This window comes from Pseudomonas sp. Irchel s3b5, from assembly GCF_900187435.1.
GTDB lineage: Bacteria > Pseudomonadota > Gammaproteobacteria > Pseudomonadales > Pseudomonadaceae > Aquipseudomonas.
This window is the reverse complement of the sequence record NZ_FYDY01000004.1, coordinates 250,804-267,289: the sequence shown is the minus strand read 5'-3', so window position 1 is coordinate 267,289 and position 16,486 is coordinate 250,804. Positions and strand designations below refer to the sequence as shown.

The 16,486-nt window shown below is 55.7% G+C and carries 17 protein-coding genes, 1 tRNA gene and 1 pseudogene; 6 read left to right on the top strand and 13 right to left on the bottom strand.

Annotated elements, in window-relative coordinates; translation table 11 throughout:
• Window positions 1–27 precede the first annotated feature (27 nt).
• The 6 genes from CKW15_RS07070 to ppk2 form a co-directional block, all read right to left on the bottom strand.
• Complete coding sequence (locus CKW15_RS07070) at window positions 28–888, bottom strand: MurR/RpiR family transcriptional regulator (protein WP_095057969.1); 861 nt, start codon at window positions 886–888, stop codon at window positions 28–30.
• A 36-nt stretch (window positions 889–924) separates the two neighbouring features.
• Window positions 925–2,160 carry a cysteine desulfurase-like protein gene (locus tag CKW15_RS07065; RefSeq protein ID WP_095151923.1) on the bottom strand — a complete coding sequence of 412 codons (1,236 nt, stop codon included), beginning with the start codon at window positions 2,158–2,160 and terminating at the stop codon, window positions 925–927.
• Between the two features lie 20 nt (window positions 2,161–2,180).
• Window positions 2,181–2,915 carry an amino acid ABC transporter ATP-binding protein gene (locus tag CKW15_RS07060; RefSeq protein ID WP_095057971.1) on the bottom strand — a complete coding sequence of 245 codons (735 nt, stop codon included), beginning with the start codon at window positions 2,913–2,915 and terminating at the stop codon, window positions 2,181–2,183.
• Window positions 2,912–3,589 carry an amino acid ABC transporter permease gene (locus CKW15_RS07055; protein ID WP_095057972.1) on the bottom strand — a complete coding sequence of 226 codons (678 nt, stop codon included), beginning with the start codon at window positions 3,587–3,589 and terminating at the stop codon, window positions 2,912–2,914. Before CKW15_RS07055 ends, CKW15_RS07060 begins: the two co-directional genes overlap by 4 nt.
• 64 nt (window positions 3,590–3,653) lie before the next feature.
• Complete coding sequence (locus CKW15_RS07050; protein ID WP_095057973.1) at window positions 3,654–4,430, bottom strand: transporter substrate-binding domain-containing protein; 777 nt, start codon at window positions 4,428–4,430, stop codon at window positions 3,654–3,656.
• Window positions 4,431–4,783: 353 nt separating this feature from the next.
• Window positions 4,784–5,701: a polyphosphate kinase 2 gene (gene ppk2, locus CKW15_RS07045; RefSeq protein ID WP_090454573.1), complete on the bottom strand. Its 918-nt coding sequence runs from the start codon at window positions 5,699–5,701 to the stop codon at window positions 4,784–4,786.
• Window positions 5,702–5,935: 234 nt separating this feature from the next.
• Here ppk2 and pstS point away from each other — a divergent pair, with 234 nt between their 5' ends.
• The 6 genes from pstS (at window position 5,936) to CKW15_RS07015 (ending at window position 11,167) form a co-directional block, all read left to right on the top strand.
• Window positions 5,936–6,967 carry a phosphate ABC transporter substrate-binding protein PstS gene (gene pstS, locus CKW15_RS07040; RefSeq protein WP_090454571.1) on the top strand — a complete coding sequence of 344 codons (1,032 nt, stop codon included), beginning with the start codon at window positions 5,936–5,938 and terminating at the stop codon, window positions 6,965–6,967.
• 70 nt (window positions 6,968–7,037) lie between these two features.
• On the top strand, window positions 7,038–8,003 hold the full coding sequence (gene pstC, locus CKW15_RS07035) for a phosphate ABC transporter permease subunit PstC (RefSeq protein ID WP_090454569.1): 966 nt from the start codon (window positions 7,038–7,040) through the stop codon (window positions 8,001–8,003).
• Window positions 8,003–8,896, top strand: coding sequence for a phosphate ABC transporter permease PstA (gene pstA, locus CKW15_RS07030; RefSeq protein WP_095058097.1), 894 nt, complete (start codon window positions 8,003–8,005; stop codon window positions 8,894–8,896). Before pstC ends, pstA begins: the two co-directional genes overlap by 1 nt.
• A 2-nt stretch (window positions 8,897–8,898) precedes the next feature.
• The gene (pstB, locus tag CKW15_RS07025; RefSeq protein ID WP_371856289.1) at window positions 8,899–9,732 is read left to right on the top strand and encodes a phosphate ABC transporter ATP-binding protein PstB; all 834 of its coding nucleotides are present in this window, start codon (window positions 8,899–8,901) and stop codon (window positions 9,730–9,732) included.
• A gap of 101 nt (window positions 9,733–9,833) precedes the next feature.
• Window positions 9,834–10,532, top strand: a complete 699-nt coding sequence (locus tag CKW15_RS07020) for a hypothetical protein (protein WP_090454566.1) — start codon at window positions 9,834–9,836, stop codon at window positions 10,530–10,532.
• Entirely contained in the window at window positions 10,532–11,167 is a 636-nt protein-coding gene (locus tag CKW15_RS07015; RefSeq protein ID WP_090454565.1) for a hypothetical protein, read from the top strand. The genes CKW15_RS07020 and CKW15_RS07015 overlap by 1 nt, the downstream gene beginning before the upstream one ends.
• 296 nt (window positions 11,168–11,463) lie before the next feature.
• Here the strand turns inward: CKW15_RS07015 and CKW15_RS07010 are convergent, their stop codons facing one another.
• The 7 genes and pseudogenes from CKW15_RS07010 to CKW15_RS06975 all read right to left on the bottom strand — a co-directional run bounded on the left by CKW15_RS07010 (window position 11,464) and on the right by CKW15_RS06975 (window position 16,451).
• Window positions 11,464–12,717, bottom strand: coding sequence for a saccharopine dehydrogenase family protein (locus CKW15_RS07010; RefSeq protein ID WP_095057975.1), 1,254 nt, complete (start codon window positions 12,715–12,717; stop codon window positions 11,464–11,466).
• A 29-nt stretch (window positions 12,718–12,746) separates the two neighbouring features.
• Window positions 12,747–13,844: a carboxynorspermidine decarboxylase gene (locus CKW15_RS07005; protein ID WP_090454561.1), complete on the bottom strand. Its 1,098-nt coding sequence runs from the start codon at window positions 13,842–13,844 to the stop codon at window positions 12,747–12,749.
• 204 nt (window positions 13,845–14,048) lie between these two features.
• On the bottom strand, window positions 14,049–14,282 hold the full coding sequence (locus tag CKW15_RS07000; RefSeq protein ID WP_095058098.1) for a hypothetical protein: 234 nt from the start codon (window positions 14,280–14,282) through the stop codon (window positions 14,049–14,051).
• 424 nt (window positions 14,283–14,706) lie between these two features.
• On the bottom strand, window positions 14,707–15,120 hold the full coding sequence (locus tag CKW15_RS06990) for an arsenate reductase ArsC (RefSeq protein ID WP_090454558.1): 414 nt from the start codon (window positions 15,118–15,120) through the stop codon (window positions 14,707–14,709).
• Between the two features lie 142 nt (window positions 15,121–15,262).
• Complete coding sequence (locus CKW15_RS06985; RefSeq protein ID WP_095151921.1) at window positions 15,263–15,991, bottom strand: ParA family protein; 729 nt, start codon at window positions 15,989–15,991, stop codon at window positions 15,263–15,265.
• Window positions 15,952–16,161 (bottom strand): annotated as a pseudogene (locus CKW15_RS28695) (potassium transporter TrkH); the annotation flags it as partial. The pseudogene CKW15_RS28695 and the gene CKW15_RS06985, both read right to left, overlap by 40 nt.
• A gap of 213 nt (window positions 16,162–16,374) precedes the next feature.
• Window positions 16,375–16,451: transfer RNA gene (locus CKW15_RS06975), tRNA-Pro, on the bottom strand.
• Between the last annotated feature and the right edge of the window lie 35 nt (window positions 16,452–16,486).

Here is a 16,486-nt window from a genome sequence, read left to right as displayed (position 1 = left end):
TATTGGATCAAGGGTAAAAACAGGGGTTTAACAGTCGATATCGTTCAACCGGTCATGACTCAGGGAACCCCACTCCCGAAACGCCAGCCCCATGGCCAGGGTTTGGGCAATGCAGAACGAAGCTGTGAGAGAACGAAAGCCCAGCAATTCGGCGTCGTTGACCTCAATCACCGTATCGGCCATCTGCCCGATAGGACTCAGAACGCTGTCAGTGATCGCCACCAGCGTCACACCCGCCTCCCGTGCCTGGCGACAGGCTTCAACGGTGTCATGGGCGTACGGCGGGAAGCTTATAGCTATCAACAAATCATCATCGGCTATGGCACTGACCTGCTCCGGCAACGTGCCGCCAGCACCGCTGATGTGCACGGTACGTTGACCAATGCGGCTCAATGCATAACTGAGGTACGCCGCCACCGGAAACGCGCGACGCATGCCGATCACGAAGGTGGTACGAGCCACTTGCAGATGGGCGATCGCGGCTTCGATATTGGCCTGTTCGCCGCCTTCAGCCAGGTGTTCCAGAGAAACGATGTTGGCCTGGCTGAACTCCCGCAAAATCCCGCCGACGTCACTCGGGTCCTCCAGCAACGTCTCACCGCCATAGTGCCGAATACGTTCGCTGTGGGTGTCGGCAACCTGTTGCAGCGGTGCGCGAAACAATCGTTGCAAGTCCTTGAAACCTGAAAACCCAAGGGCCTGAGCCAGCCGAATATAAGCGGAAGGCGCGATGCTTGAACGCTTACCCAGTTCGGCCACCGTATTGAGTGCAACCTCATGCGGGTTGTCGATCAGGAATCGTGCAGCATCGCGCAGGCGACCTGTCAGTTGTTCGTGCTGGGCCGCAATACTGTCACGCAGCTCTGCAAGGGTTTCAGGTAAGGCCATGATCAAGGCTCGTCAAAATGGAAGTGTGTACGCCGGTCAACGCAACGCATTGATGGTTTGATCCAGCGCCGTGATGAGGCGGTCGACTTCTTCCAGCGTGTTGTAATGCGCCAACGACACCCGCACTACCCCACCAAACTGGGCAAGCCCAAGGGCTTCGATAAGGCGCCGCGCATAGAAGTCACCAAAACGAATGCCGATCCGGTGCTCATCGACCCTGCGCACAACAAACTCCGAGCGAATGCCTTCAACCACGAAACTGATGGTTGGCACTCGATTGGGGGTATGCGCTTTGCCAATGATCCGAACACCCTCGCGCTGGCGCAAAAACGCCAGTAGACGCTCGGCGAGCAAATCTTCCTGCACCTCGAAGGCATCGAACGCAGCCTGCATGCACTGGCGCTCGCTGCCTTGTGCTCCAAGCCGGGTGCCGATGTCGAGCAAGTAGTCGGTAATGCCAATGCAGCCGAATGACAACTCGTAGTTGACGTTGCCCGGCTGCAATTTGTAAGGCACAACGTCCTGGCCGATGAAAAAGTGATTGAGGCTCGGCAACTCCAGCAACAAATTACGGCGCCCCCAGAGCACGGCAAAGTGCGGGCCGAACGTTTTATAGAAGCTATAGACGTAGAAATCGGCGCCGCTGGCCTGAACATCGACCAGACGGTGTGGCGCATAAGCGACGGCGTCCACGCACAGCTTGGCGCCCACCGCATGGACACGCCGCGCAACCTCGGCGACGGGATTGACCGAGCCGAGAATGTTCGAGGTGTGGGTCATCGCAACATAGCGGGTTTTGTCATTGAGCAAGACCTGCAGGTCATCGAGCTCCAGCTCACAACTGTCGAGATTGACCTGCCACACGCGCAAGGTCGCACCACGGCTTTCGCACAGTTTGACCCATGGGCCGATGTTGGCCTCGTGATCGCAATTGGTGACGATAATTTCATCACCCGGAACGATTGACGGGGCGATGGCGCGACACAAAATTTGCAACAAGTGGGTGGTCGAGCCGCCCATGATCACTTCTTCGGGATGTTCAGCATTGATCAACTGCATGACCGAGTGGCGCGCCTGCATCACTCGCTCGCCAGCAACAACGGAAGGTTGGTAAGAAGCGCCCAGTTGCACACTGTTGTTCAGCAGGTAATCACAGACCCGCCCAGCCACGGTGCCCAGTACCATCGAACCACCAGCGTTATCCATGTAGACATAACCATCGGCCAGTGCTGGAAATTGCTTGCGAACATAATCGATATCGAGAGGATTCACTCTACTTTCTCCAGCCTGAGTCAATGGTGCAAGATGGCCTGAAGGAACGCTTGTGTGCGAGGTTCCTTAGGTGCGGTAAAAAACGGTTCCGGGATGTTCTGCTCAACAATGCGTCCACTTTCCATGAAGATCACCCGGTCGGCGACCCGACGGGCAAAGCCCATTTCGTGAGTGACCACGACCATCGTGACGCCGGAGCGAGCAAGGTTCTGCATGACATCAAGGACCTCGCCAACCATTTCCGGGTCCAGTGCCGACGTCGGTTCGTCGAATAGAATTGCGCGAGGTTCCATGGCCATGGTGCGGGCAATAGCAACACGCTGCTGTTGGCCGCCAGACAATTGGCTCGGGTATTTGTGCGCGTGATCGCCCATACCGACCTTCACCAATAGCTCCTTGGCCCTGGCGTGCGCGTCACGCCGACTCAACCCGCGAACACGGATCGGCGCCAGCGACACATTGTCGAGCACAGTGAGGTGCGGATAGAGGTTGAAACTCTGAAACACCATGCCCACTTCACTACGGATGGCGCTCAGTCGCGGACCGTTTTCAACCCGCTCACCCCCTACACGAATATCGCCTTGTTGGTAGTCTTCAAGCAGATTGATGCAGCGAATCAAGGTCGATTTTCCCGAACCTGACGGGCCAAGAATGACCACCACTTCACCCTCTTCAACCTGCAGGTTGATATCGCTTAACGCCTTGAAGTTGCCGTAGTACTTGTCGAGTTTTTCAATGTCGATCAACGTGCTCATGCAGTTTTTCCTCCAGAGGCATTACGCCGCTCAACCCAGCTGACCATCTGCACCAACGGCAACAGCAGCAACAGGTACAGCAAGGCAGCCCCTACCAGCGGTGTCGGGTTGGCCGCCAGTGCCTGAGCCTGGGTGGCCTGCTTTAGCAAGTCAGGCATCGCAACCACCGAGGCAAGCGCGGTGTCTTTCATGACGTTGATGCAATTGCTGGTCATGGGCGGCATTACGATGCGAATGGCCTGCGGCAAAACGACGTCGCGCATGGTGTTGAAAAAGCTCATGCCCTGAGAAGCCGATGCTTCGAACTGGCCACGGGGAATGGCTTCGATGCCCGAACGAAAAATCTCTGCACTGTAGGCGCATGAGACCAAAGAGAGTGCACTGGCAGCAGCAGCAAAAGACGACAGTCGGATGCCGACAAAAGGCAGCGCGTAATAGATCAGCACCAACAAAACCAGCAACGGAATGGAGCGCATGATATCGATGTAGATGCGCGCAAGTGCTCGAACAGGTGCGTAGGAGTACAACCGCAGCAACGCCAGCAAAAGCCCGCCCACCAAGCCCAGGGCAATACTCACCACCCCCAGCACAATGGTCACGCCCAGACCGCGCATCATCAGCGGAAGCGACTCGACGAGTACGTTCCAGTTAAAAAATGTCTGCAAAAGATCCATGGGATACCTCGGTCATTACAAGTGGCGAACAGATGTCGCCACTTACATGCAGCATCGGCAGGGCTTACTTGAGGACCGCGGTCACTTTCATGGTGCTCGAATCCTTATCGGCTTCGGTGCCAAACCACTGTTTGTGGATCTTTCCAAGTGTGCCGTCTTCTTTCATCTTGCTGATGATGTCGTTGACCTGATCAGTCATTGCCCAGCCTTTGGCGTGCATCAGCGAGTAACGTTCACCGGTGGGAATACGCGCGACGATGGTGTATTGCGGCTTGTCCTTGATGTAGTAGAGCAGCGCCGGAATATCGCTGAGGTAGCCATCGATGCGCCCGGACGCCAGGTCAAGCATGGCTGGCGAAAGCCCTTCGTATCGCGAGACATCGGCGAACTTGTATTCGTCCTTGTGTTGGCCGATCCACATGTCGCCGGTCGAGCCGGTATCGACGCCAACCACTTTGCCGTTCATGTCGGTCAGGCTCTTGACCTTGGACGTGGTCAGTGCGGTGAGGGACTGATCACTGTCAAAGTAAGGCTGTGCGAAGGCAACCGACTCCAGGCGTTTCGGGGTGATGGTGATGGATGAGATAGCGATGTCAACACGCTTCGATTGCACGGCACTGAACAGGCCGTTGAAGGGAATATTGACGAACTCGACGCTTTTTCCGGCTCGTTTGGCGACCTCTTTTACGACATCAACTTCGAAGCCGACAAACTCACCTTTGGAATCCTGAAACTCCCAAGGCACGTTGCCCACGTTAGCACCTACGGTCCAGTCCGCGGCCCACGCTGGCAGTGCAACTGCGGCGGTCATGAACAATCCCAACATCACTTTCGCTTTCATGTTTGCTCCCGATTGTTTGTTTTTTAGGTGCTAACAGCGGTTGATCTCGTACAACTAGGGACGAGAGTAAAACACTGGAGTATTTATTTCAATGCCTTTTATCTGTGAATTTTTTACTCCAAAATCGTCTTCAGCTTTCCTTAAACGTCACGTCCAAAAGGCTAGTTACGGTCAGAACCCTCGTAAATCATTGCGATACGGCTGTCGCGCTGGGTCTGCTTCCAGGGTTTAGCGTCGCGGAGCGAGTGAGGGAAAACGCCCTAACGGCCCGAAAACAAGGCGTCAGGCAAGACCATCTGACATGCGAAAAAATGCTGCTCTCCAATCGAAGGGCGCCTCGCTCCAGCCTCTCTTTAATAGACTTGAGGAACGATGAGTTCCGGTGGCGTCGGACTGCGGGAGTAATCCTCCTGTCTTACGCGTTGCGGTAGTTCGATCACCGGTAACTCTACTTCTTCATAGGGCATCTGCCCGAGCAGGTGGTGGATGCAGTTAAGTCTTGCTTTCTTCTTATCATCGGCTTGCACCACCCACCATGGCGCTTCGGCGATGTGGGTGCGTTCCAGCATTACTTCCTTGGCCTTGGTATAGGCTTCCCAGCGCCGACGGGACTCCAGATCCATTGGGCTGAGTTTCCACTGCTTGAGCGGGTCGTGAATGCGACTGAGAAAGCGCAGGTGCTGTTCCTGGTCGGAAATGGAGAACCAATATTTGATTAGCTGAATGCCGGAGCGTGCAAGCATTCTTTCGAACTCTGGCACAGTGCGGAAGAACTCTTCGTACTGATCGGCGTTGCAAAAACCCATCACCTGTTCGACGCCTGCGCGATTGTACCAACTACGGTCGAAGAGCACGATCTCACCCGCTGCCGGCAGGTGTGAGACGTAGCGCTGGAAGTACCACTGAGTACGTTCGCGGTCATTGGGTGCAGGCAACGCGGCAACTCGACACACGCGAGGATTGAGCCGTTGGGTAATGCGCTTGATGACACCACCTTTGCCCGCGGCATCACGACCTTCGAACAGAATGACTACTTTGTGGCCTGTCTTTACCACCCAGCTTTGCAGCTTCACCAATTCGCCTTGCAGGCGGAATAGTTCGCTGAAATAAACTCTTCGAGCTTCCTTCTCACTTCCTTCCTCTACCTGCTCATCGAACAGAGCATTCAGGTCAGTGCCGTCTTCGGATAATTCCAGTTCCAGCTCTTCGTCACTGTGATCAAGCAGCTCGCGGCGGATGCGCTGTATCAGTGTGTCTTCGGTTGATAGCATAGGAGCAACTCGCGTCGGGAAGGGCCTGACTCAGTGTTAGTCGTACTTGGTTACGAAGTAATTACAAAAACTTTTGCTTCAAAGCAGGCCCGTATCAAGGGCGGCTACGGGTGCAAGGCGATATCGAGCTGGCAGACAAGTCAATCAGCGAGATCTTGTGCCATCGGACTTTCATAAAGGCGTAACAAGATTGTTGCAGAGTTTCGGAGCCCGCTATCACAAGGAGTTCCTTCGATGAAAAATTTGATGAAGTCTGTTGCGCTCGCCATTACGGTTTCTCTTTGTGCAACCTCAGTGTCTTTCGCTGCTGAAAGCGTTCGACTGACAGGTTCCGGCGCCAGTTTTCCGGCTCCGATTTACCTCACTTGGTTCAAGGATTTCAGCAAGAAAACCGCTGGCGTCACCGTGGATTATCAATCCAAGGGCAGCGGTGCAGGTGTGCAGGACTTTTTGAACAAAACGGTCGATTTCGCCGCCAGCGACTCGGCGATGAAAGACGAGGACATCGCCAAGGTTGCCGAAGGCGCGCAGTTGCTGCCGATGACAGCGGGTGAAATCGTCCTGGCCTATAACCTGCCAGGCAGTCCTAAAGGGCTGAAATTGCCACGCGATGTTTACTCCAACATCTTCCTGGGCAAGATCACCCAATGGAATGACCCGCAGATCGTCGCGGCCAACCCGGAGCTGAAACTGCCTGCTACACCGATCACCGTTGTCGTGCGTGCAGATTCCAGCGGCACCACCGCGGTATTCACCAAGCACTTGGCGGCAATCAACCCGGCGTTCAAGCAAGAGTTAGGTGAAGGCAACACCGTCAACTGGCCAGCCAGCGACAAATTCATCAAATCGCCTAAAAACGATGGCGTGACCGCTACCGTACGTCAGACCCCGGGCGCCATTGGCTACATCGAGTACGGCTTCGCCAAGTTGGCCAAGGTCGACTTTGCCCAATTGCAGAACAAGGCCGGTCACTACGTTGTGCCGAATGCCGAGAGCGGTGCCGAAGCTCTGGCTGCGGTGAAGATGCCTGAAAGCCTGGTGGCCTGGCTGCCTGATCCGGATGGCGCCAAGTCCTACCCGATCACTTCCTACACCTGGATGATCTTCCGCAAGCAGAACGAAAGCCCGGCCAAGGCCAAAGCCATGCGTGAAATGGTTGAGTACAGCCTGACTGAAGGTCAGAAAATCGCCGATTCGATGGGCTACATCCCCCTGCCGCAATCGGTCGTCGATCAGGTTCGCAAAGCTTCCGCCAACATCCAGTGACGCTCGCGAGACCTCTCGGCGTGTGCTTCCAGCCTCGCCGAGAGCGTTCTCCCCTACGCCGGAATAGCCCATGAACAAGCCATTTGTCGTACCGGTCAATCCGGATTCCGCCTGCCGTCCACCGTCTGCAAAGGATTTTCTGGTTGATCGCACCTTCCGCGCACTGGCGCGCATCGGTGTGGTTCTCGTTCTGGCGCTGGTCTTTGCCTTGGTGTTCGAGGTGGGACGCAAAGCACTTCCAGGCATGGAGAAACACGGTTTTGACGTCCTTTTGGGAACCGTGTGGGACGTGAACCAGGGCAAGTACGGCATCCTGCCGGCCATTTGGGGCACGCTCTACAGCGCCTTCATCGCCTTGATGATCGCAGGCTTTTTCGGCGTCAGCATGGCGATTTTCCTGACCCAGGATTTCCTGCCCGCGAAACTGGCGGCCGTTTTTCGCACCATTGTCGAATTGCTCGCGGCCATTCCCAGCGTCGTTTATGGCCTGTGGGGCATCTACGTGGTGATCCCGGCCATTCGTCCCCTCACGGATTGGCTGAACAGTGAACTTGGCTGGATCCCCTTTTTCGGCACGACCTTGAGTGGCCCGGGGCTGTTACCTGCCGCGCTGGTGCTTGCCATCATGATTCTGCCGACCATTGCCGCTGTTTCGCAGGATGCCCTCACCGGCGTTCCGATGAAAACCAAGCAGGCGGCCTATGGCATGGGAACCACCCACTGGGAAGCGATTCTCAAGGTCATGGTGCCCTCCGCTGCCACCGGCATTTTTGGCTCGCTGGTGCTGGGTCTGGGTCGGGCCTTGGGTGAAACGATGGCCCTGGCCATGTTGGTAGGCAACTCGAACAACATTTCCCTTTCTCTGTTTGCACCCGCCAACACGCTCGCGGCCTTGTTGGCGCTGAACTTCCCCGAGGCGGGACCGACCGAGATCGAGGTGTTGATGTATGCAGCACTGGTCCTGATGCTGATCACCCTGATCGTGAACGTCATCGGCTCCATGATCATGGTCTATGCCCAGCGTGGTACTAAATGATGACTGACATCACTTCTTCGACAGCCGCTTTGCCCAGTCTGCAGCGCAAGTTTGAAGGACGCGCCCTGCGCAGCCTAGTGTTAACTACGCTGGTCTGGGCTGGCGCCCTGCTGGCCAGCGTGCCCCTGATTTCCGTGCTCTACATGCTGATCACACGTGGTGGTGCCCGCCTCAGCGTAGAGGTGTTCACCGAACTGCCGCCGACCGGCTTCGAGACGGGTGGCGGCTTCGGCAACGCGATGGCAGGCACCTTCGTTATGGTCGGTATCGCCGCTGCCATCGCGGTTCCGGTCGGCATCATGGCGGCCATCTTTCTGGCTGAGCTTGGGCCGGACAGCAAGCTGGCCAACGCCGCGCGCTTTGCCGCCAAGATGCTCACCGGATTGCCTTCGATTTTGGCGGGGGTTTTTGCCTACGCCCTGGTGGTGATGACCACGGGCACCTACTCGGCACCGGCAGGTGGCGTGGCGCTGGCAGTATTGATGCTGCCCATCGTTGTGCTGACGGCTGAAGAATCGATGAGGATGGTGCCCAAGATCATGAAGGATGCTGCCTACGGTATGGGCTGCACCCGATCGCAGGTGATCTGGAAAATCGTACTGCCTACCGGCCTGCCAGCGATCCTGACCGGCGTGATGCTGGCGGTGGCCCGTGCAGCCGGCGAAACCGCGCCGCTGTTGTTTACCGCCCTGTTCAGCAATTACTGGATCTACCACGACGGCAGCCTGGCGGTGATGAATCCGACCGCATCGCTCGCCGTACTGATCTACAACTTCTCCGGCATGCCGTTCGACAATCAGCTTGAGCTCGCCTGGGCGGCCTCGCTGGTGTTGGTGATGATCGTGCTGATCGTGAATATCGTCAGCCGAATCTTCGGCAAGCCAAAGTTTTAAGAATGGGAGCACATAGTGTGAATGTATTATCTGCGCAAAAAGTTGCCCCGCTCGAGACACAGGTCCCTGTGGTCATGGACTGCAAGCTGGACAAGATTTTCTACGGCAATTTCATGGCGGTGCGTGACAGCCATGTGCCGATCGAAAAAAACAAGATCACCGGATTCATCGGTCCTTCGGGCTGCGGCAAGAGTACCGTACTGCGCAGCCTCAACCGGATGAATGACCTAGTCAAAGGCTTTCGCTTCGAGGGTCATGTGCATTTCCTCGGGCAAGACGTTTATGGCAAGGGCGTTGATCCCGTGGTCGTGCGCCGCTATATCGGGATGGTGTTTCAACAACCAAACCCGTTCTCGATGAGCATCTTCGATAACGTCGCTTTTGGCCTACGCCTCAATCGCTACCAGGGCGATCTGGGCGACCGCGTCAAGCACGCCCTGCAGGGCGCCGCGCTGTGGGATGAAGTCAAGGACAAGCTCAAGGTCAGCGGTCTGTCCCTCTCAGGGGGCCAGCAGCAACGACTCTGTATCGCCCGCGCCATCGCCACCGAACCGGAAGTCCTGTTGCTGGATGAGCCGTGCTCGGCACTCGACCCGATTGCCACCCGCCGCGTCGAGGAATTGATGGTCGAGTTGAAGAAGGATTACACCATCGCTCTGGTCACCCACAATATGCAGCAGGCGATCCGTGTCGCTGACACGACGGCATTTTTCTCGGTGGATATTTCACTGGGCACGCGTACCGGCTATCTGGTTGAGATGGGCCCCACGGCCCAGATATTCGACAATCCGCGCGAGCAAATGACCAGCGATTACATCAGCGGAAAATTCAGCTAGGCAAAAACCGTCCGGTCAGACCGAATGCAGCCAAGGGCCAAACGACATTGGCATGCATTTGGTCGTTTTACCTTCCCACCCCTCTTTCATCAGGATTGCCAATGTCTGCAAAGCGTCGTCTTGATTTGTCTGCGATTGAACGTGCGCTGCGTGAGGTGCAAAGTCGTTTTGCTGAGCTCAGCAGGCACTTCACCGAGCCACGAGATCCCTTGACGGACGAAGTGCTTCAGAACGTGCTTGATGGCTATGCCCTGATTGACGACTACATTGCACGTGGCGTCGACCTGTTTGATCTTCAGCAGTTGAATCTGATGCTGGAGATCAATGCCACGGTCCTGTGCGGTCGAGACCCGGCGCGCCGGCTGGAATTCGCTCAACACCTTGCTGCCACCGAGGAACACTTCTTCAACAACGTGGAGGGTGGAATCAAAGACTTGTTCAATTGGTACAGCGCGTATCGCAGTGAATCAGTCTGGAAGCGTGCCGCGGGTGTGTACGTGCGCATCCTGAGCAAGCCGCAATTGTTCATAGAAGGCAACAACCGCAGTGGGTCGCTCATCGTCAGCTATTTGCTCATGCGCGCAGGTTTACCGCCGTTCGTGCTGACGCTGGAAAACGCCGAGGGCTATTTCAACCCATCCTCAGTCATACGCAACTCCGCCAAGCATGGAATCAAGGCGCTGTACGAACTGCCCAAGATCAAGAAAAAATATGCAGCCTTCCTGGAAGAACAGGCGCCTGATCCAATGAAGTTTTTTCTCAAAGACAAGCCCTTGCCCGTCCATCAGGAAGGCCGTTGATGAGCTGGCATCCAATGCTCGCTAAATGCCGAACTTTCGGCAGCCGTGTATGGCAAGCCATCCAGTGTGCCATCCCGATGCCCGTGTTCAGGCGTCCGCGCATACGGATTTCGTTCGATATCGATGACACGCTGGCCTGCCAACTCCACCAGTGCGCAGTAGAGAAAAACCGGCTGCCGGCCTGTGTCCACCGTTGGCTGGGTGAGCCGTTGCGTATCGGAACACGCTCCCTGACCCGAGAGTTACGTCGCCAGGGCTGCAGTATCTGGGTCTACACGTCATCGGGTCGCACGCCTTCCTACATCCGGCGTTGGCTATTACTTTACGGTATCCGCGTCGACGGCGTGGTCAACAGTGTGCGGCATAACCATGCCCTGACGATGCATGGGCTGTCGAACGCCCCTTCGAAATTTCCGCCAGCATTCGATATCGACTTGCATGTCGATGATTCCGAAGGTGTGCAGATTGAAGGTCATGACCACGGTTTTCGCGTGGTTGTCGTACATCCGGAAGACGAGCGCTGGGCACAGAGAGTCTTGGATGCAGTAGCTGAACTCCAGGCGCAGCTAGCTTGGCAGCAACCGCTCAGACACAAGGCGCCAGCGCAACAACGCTCGGAAGTTTTTTCCTCCTGATTTTTAGTACATCTGAAATATTTAGATCGCTCGCTGAGCGATCACCAATTCACACTGGGCGTAGTTGAGCTCAATTGGAATCGATGAAAAAAACCAGTCAGCATTAGGCAGTCTTTGGCCTTCTGCCTGTATCTACAGTTTTTAAGAACGGTGTTAGATGCCGCTCCAGTACGAAGAGCCGGAACAAAAGCATAGGTTGTGAGCTCTCTTCGGCGTATTCAAAAAAGTCACGTACAAACAAAAACGCCGCTTATTGAGCGGCGTTTTTGCAGCAGGCAATGAAGCTCAGTTGTATGTTACGAGCCTTCGGCGTTACCGCTCCAGGGGCGGTCTCCATTCTCATCCTTGATGCGGGTCGGCAGGCCCATCACGTCCAGCGCCCTGAGGAACGGCATAGCCGGCAGCTCTTCGACGTTGGCCATGCGTTGCACGTCCCACTCGCCGCGGGCGACCAGCAGCGCTGCAGCCACTGGCGGCACGCCAGCCGTATAGGAAATGCCTTGGCTGTCGGTTTCTGCGTAGGCTTCTTCATGGTCGGCCACGTTGTAGATGAACACCTCGCGCGGCTGCCCATCTTTGGTGCCCTTGATCAGGTCGCCGATGCAGGTCTTGCCAGTGTAGCCAGGCGCCAGCGAGCTCGGGTCAGGCAGCACGGCCTTGACCACTTTCAGCGGCACGACTTCCAGGCCTTCGGCGGTCTTGACCGGTTGCTCGGAGAGCAAGCCAAGGTTCCTGAGTACGGTGAACACATTGATGTAGTGCTCGCCGAAGCTCATCCAGAAACGCACGTTGGGCACGTCGAGGTTTTTCGACAGCGAGTGCACTTCATCGTGGCCGGTCAGGTACAGGTTCTGCGCGCCTACGACCGGCAGGTCATCAGTACGCTTGACCTCGAACATAGTGTTGCTGGTCCACTGACTGTTCTGCCAGCTCCAGACCTGTCCGGTGAACTCGCGGAAATTGATTTCCGGGTCGAAATTGGTGGCGAAATACTTGCCATGGGAGCCGGCATTGACGTCGAGAATGTCGATCGAATCAATGCGGTCGAAATACTGTTGTTGTGCCAGCGCCGCATAGGCGTTGACCACACCCGGGTCGAAGCCCACACCGAGAATGGCGGTGATGTTCTTCTCTTGGCATTCCTGCAGGTGGTTCCACTCGTAGTTGCCATACCAGGGCGGCGTCTCGCAGATTTTGCCCGGTTCTTCGTGAATGGCGGTGTCCAGATAGGCCACGCCGGCATCGATGCAGGCGCGCAGCACCGACATGTTTAGGAAGGCGGAACCGACGTTGATGACGATCTGCGATCCGGTTTCGCGGATCAGCGCCTTGGTCGCTTCGACATCCAGGGCGTTCAGCGAGAATGCCTGGATTTCGGCGGGCTGTTTGAGGCTGCCCTTAGCCTTGACGCTGTCGATGATGGCCTGGCATTTGGAGATGTTGCGCGACGCGATAGCGATACGACCAAGTTCGTCGTTGTGCTGCGCGCACTTGTGGGCCACCACCTTGGCGACACCTCCTGCACCAATGATAAGAACGTTCTTTTTCAATTGCTTTACTTCTCCTTTATCTGTCCGTTTCAGGAAAGGCTGGACAGATAGTCTTCAAAATCGAATTGACGAACCACCTCGACGGTACCGTCGAGTTGTTTCACTGCGATGGACGGCATTTTCAGGCCGTTGAACCAGTTCTTCTTGACCATGGTGTAGCCCGCGGTATCGACGAACGACAGGCGGTCGCCGATGGCCAGCGGTTTATCAAACTGATACTCGCCGAAGATGTCCCCGGCCAGGCACGACTTGCCGCACACCATGTAGGTATGCTCGCCGTCGCTCGGCGCCAATTTGGCGTTGAGGCGGTAGATCAGCAGGTCCAGCAAGTGGGCTTCGATGGAGCTGTCCACCACCGCCAGGTGCTTGCCATTGTACAGGGTGTCGAGCACGGTCACTTCCAGCGAGGCACTGTTAGTGATCGCCGCTTCGCCCGGCTCCAGGTAAACCTGCACGCCATATTTTTGCGAGAAGGCCTTGAGCCGCGCGCAGAACGCGTCCAGCGCGTAGCCTTCGCCGGTGAAGTGAATGCCGCCGCCCAGGCTCACCCAGTTGACCTTGTGCAGCAGCTCGCCGAAGCGTTCTTCGATGGTGCACAGCATTTGGTCGAACAGGCCGAAATCGCCGTTCTCACAGTTGTTGTGGAACATGAAGCCAGAGATCTGATCGATCACGCCTTCGATCTTCACCGGGTCCCACTCGCCCAGCCGGCTGAACGGGCGCGCCGGGTCGGCCAGCAGGTAGTCGGAGCTGCTTACTTGCGGGTTGACCCGCAGGCCGCGGACCTTGCCTTGCGAGCGCTCGGCAAAGCGTTGCAGCTGGCTGATGGAGTTGAAGATGATCTTGTCGCTGTTGTCGAGCATCTCTTCGATCTCGTCATCGGCCCAAGCCACGCTGTAGGCGTGGGTCTCGCCTTCGAACTTCTGACGACCGAGCTTGAGTTCGTACAGGGACGACGAGGTGGTGCCGTCCATGTATTGTTGCATCAGGTCGAACACCGACCAGGTCGCGAAGCACTTGAGCGCCAGCAGGGCCTTGGCCCCCGACTGCTCGCGCACATAGGCGATCTTCTGCATGTTGACCAGCAGCTTCTGTTTGTCGATGAGGTAGTACGGCGTTTTGATCATTTCAAGGCCTCCTGCAAGGCCAGCCAAAAAAGGATAGGCATTGTGCCTTCGCTGACTACATATCGAAAGAGCTAGAAGGTACAGCTCACTGAGTCTATATAGCCACGTGATTCGAGCGTCCAGAACGTGACTTACTACGACGCGTAACTCACGGATATAAAGGCGAATGCAAGCGAGGGCAGTCAGCTTTAGACAATAGACACTTCATGGCACCAAAAGCGCTTGGTCGATCTCAATAGATGGAATGGCTACTTCCTTGCGTTTACTGGCCAGCCAAATCCTTGTTTTGCTCACATCAAAAATTTGCCCCTGCTCCATCAGTGCCAACACGAGCGCATCGGAAACTCGATAGTGGCCACAGGCGGGACAATCTCTTTCCTCCCACGGGCCACGGCACCGAATGCGTTCAGCGACACCTGCACAAATAAGACAGCTCATGGGATCACCATTGTTTTTTTCCAGTCTGTACCTATAAGTTGTTGGAAGGTGTAAACAATGAGCAATCGTTCATCGGGTTTATCGGAGCTCTTGGTTCTGATTTTACCAGTGAGCGTATCTTGGAGCAGACGATGTCATTATCTCCCTATGGACCAGGCGCCGGGGATCGGAAAATGGATCTGTGGATACGTTTTTTGATGCAGCGGCTACTGGAGCGACCGCCAGTAGCAAAAGCTAAACGTATGGCTGCGTTGTGCAGCAATTTTGCTTGGTGGTAAGTTTTATGAGTGAGCGCAAGCTTTCCTTCAAAGTGAATCGAGAAACTCATTCAGTCCGCTGCTGGCCGCTTGAATCCACATGCCAATAGCGGTCATTGGAATGCAAGTCTAACAACAGTTTGTAGTCGTTTTCACTGAATCCAAGCTCACTGCCTTGTCTTCACTGTGACAAACATTTTGATGCGGTCGTGAATCTCTTGGAGTGCATGGCGGAAAGGCTCATGTTTCTCACTGGTCGTCGGGTCCTCAAAACACCACACGATCACCTCACCGGAGGACGGCATCCGTGAAGCGTCTTCCGAGGATTTATCACACAGCGTGATCACGTAGTGAAACTGCTGCCCGTCAAATTCATTAATCGATTTGCTACGCAGACCGTTGGTCTCTATGCCGATGTGTTCGAGAGATTCTACGGTTCGAGGATCAACCTCACCGGGCTCAAGGCCAGCGCTGAAAGCTTCGAAGCTTGAAGAGTCAGTGTGGCGAAGCATAGCCTCGGCCAGCAACGAACGGACGTCATTTTTAGCGCAGACAAACAGCACCCGAATTTTGTCAGCCATTTCTTTCTCCTCGCTCGAACAGTGATCCGAGAAAACGCCCTGTTCAGTTAAGCAGCGTTTTGATCGCCCACCTTCAAGTCGATAGAATGCATTATCTCCAGATCTTTCAATTCTCGGCAGCCGCCGGCCGTAACAGTAGCGTTCACTCAGTTGCCGCCTCCAGCACATGCAAGAGATCAACGAACTGGCCTGTCAGCTTGTGATGCCTGTCGAGGTAGATCAAGGGCAGGCACCGCTCATGAGATTCACGCATCTTGACCGAGCTGCTGAGATACACCGGAAGAATCGGCAGCCCTTCCCCGATGAGTTCCTCGACCAGATTGCGGTGAACGCCAGTGGTGCTGACGTAGTGATTGATGACAATTCCTTCAACGGCCAGTGATTCATTATGGTCAGCCTGAAGTTCGGTCACCTGTGCCAGCACCTGGTACAACGCTTCGCGAGCGAAGGTATCGCAATCAAATGGAATCAAAACCGCATCGGCGGCGATGAGCGCACTGAACGCATAGAAATTCATCGCCGGCGGCGTATCGATGTAAATCCGGTCGTAGTCTTGTGAAATGTCATCCAACAGCCGGCGCAGCTTGTTTATCTTGAACTTCGCTTCCAGCTTGGGCTGTAAATCCGAAAGCTCGTGGCTGGCAGTGATGAGGTGAAGATTGTCGTAGGGTGTCTCAACGATATGAGCGCGACATTTTTTGGCTGCCGGCCCAGAAGACAGCGTTTGCTTGAAAAAGTCCGCAATACCCACCGAAATATCATCCCCGGTCAGGCCGGTGAGGTAATACGTGGAGTTGGCCTGGGCGTCCAGGTCGACAACCAGCGTCCGGTACACACCGCAGTAGCGGCGCCGCTCAATGCCGTTGTCCAATCAAGGCCAATGAGAGCCAAGCCCAAGGCGATGGCGGCAATCGTGATGGTGAAGAAAAACGAGAAGGTCAAAAGCGAGCGCACGATCTCCTCATCAATGGGATGACCGTTGTACTTCTTCTGAATCACGGCTCGAGGATGGATCAACTGCTTCAAACTACTGACCAGCAGCGGTCAACGCGCAGAGTGGCATCAGTGCCATTGGGAAGCTGCCGGTCTGAAGGTCTGACTGGACGCATTGACGTGCTGCTTGTGCCTTCCGGGACATGCTCTGGCCTTTGTATCAGCCAAAGATTCCACCCAGTGCCAGTCGTTTTGTAGGGGTAAAAACGACAAAAAATAAAAAGGGTCGCGAGATAAAATCTCGCAACCCTTTGAATTATATGGTCGGGACGGAGTGATTCGAACACTCGACCCCTAGCACCCCATGCTAGTGCGCTACCGGACTGCGCTACGCCCCGACTAGGCGTGAAACCGTCCTTCACCTCGAAGGACG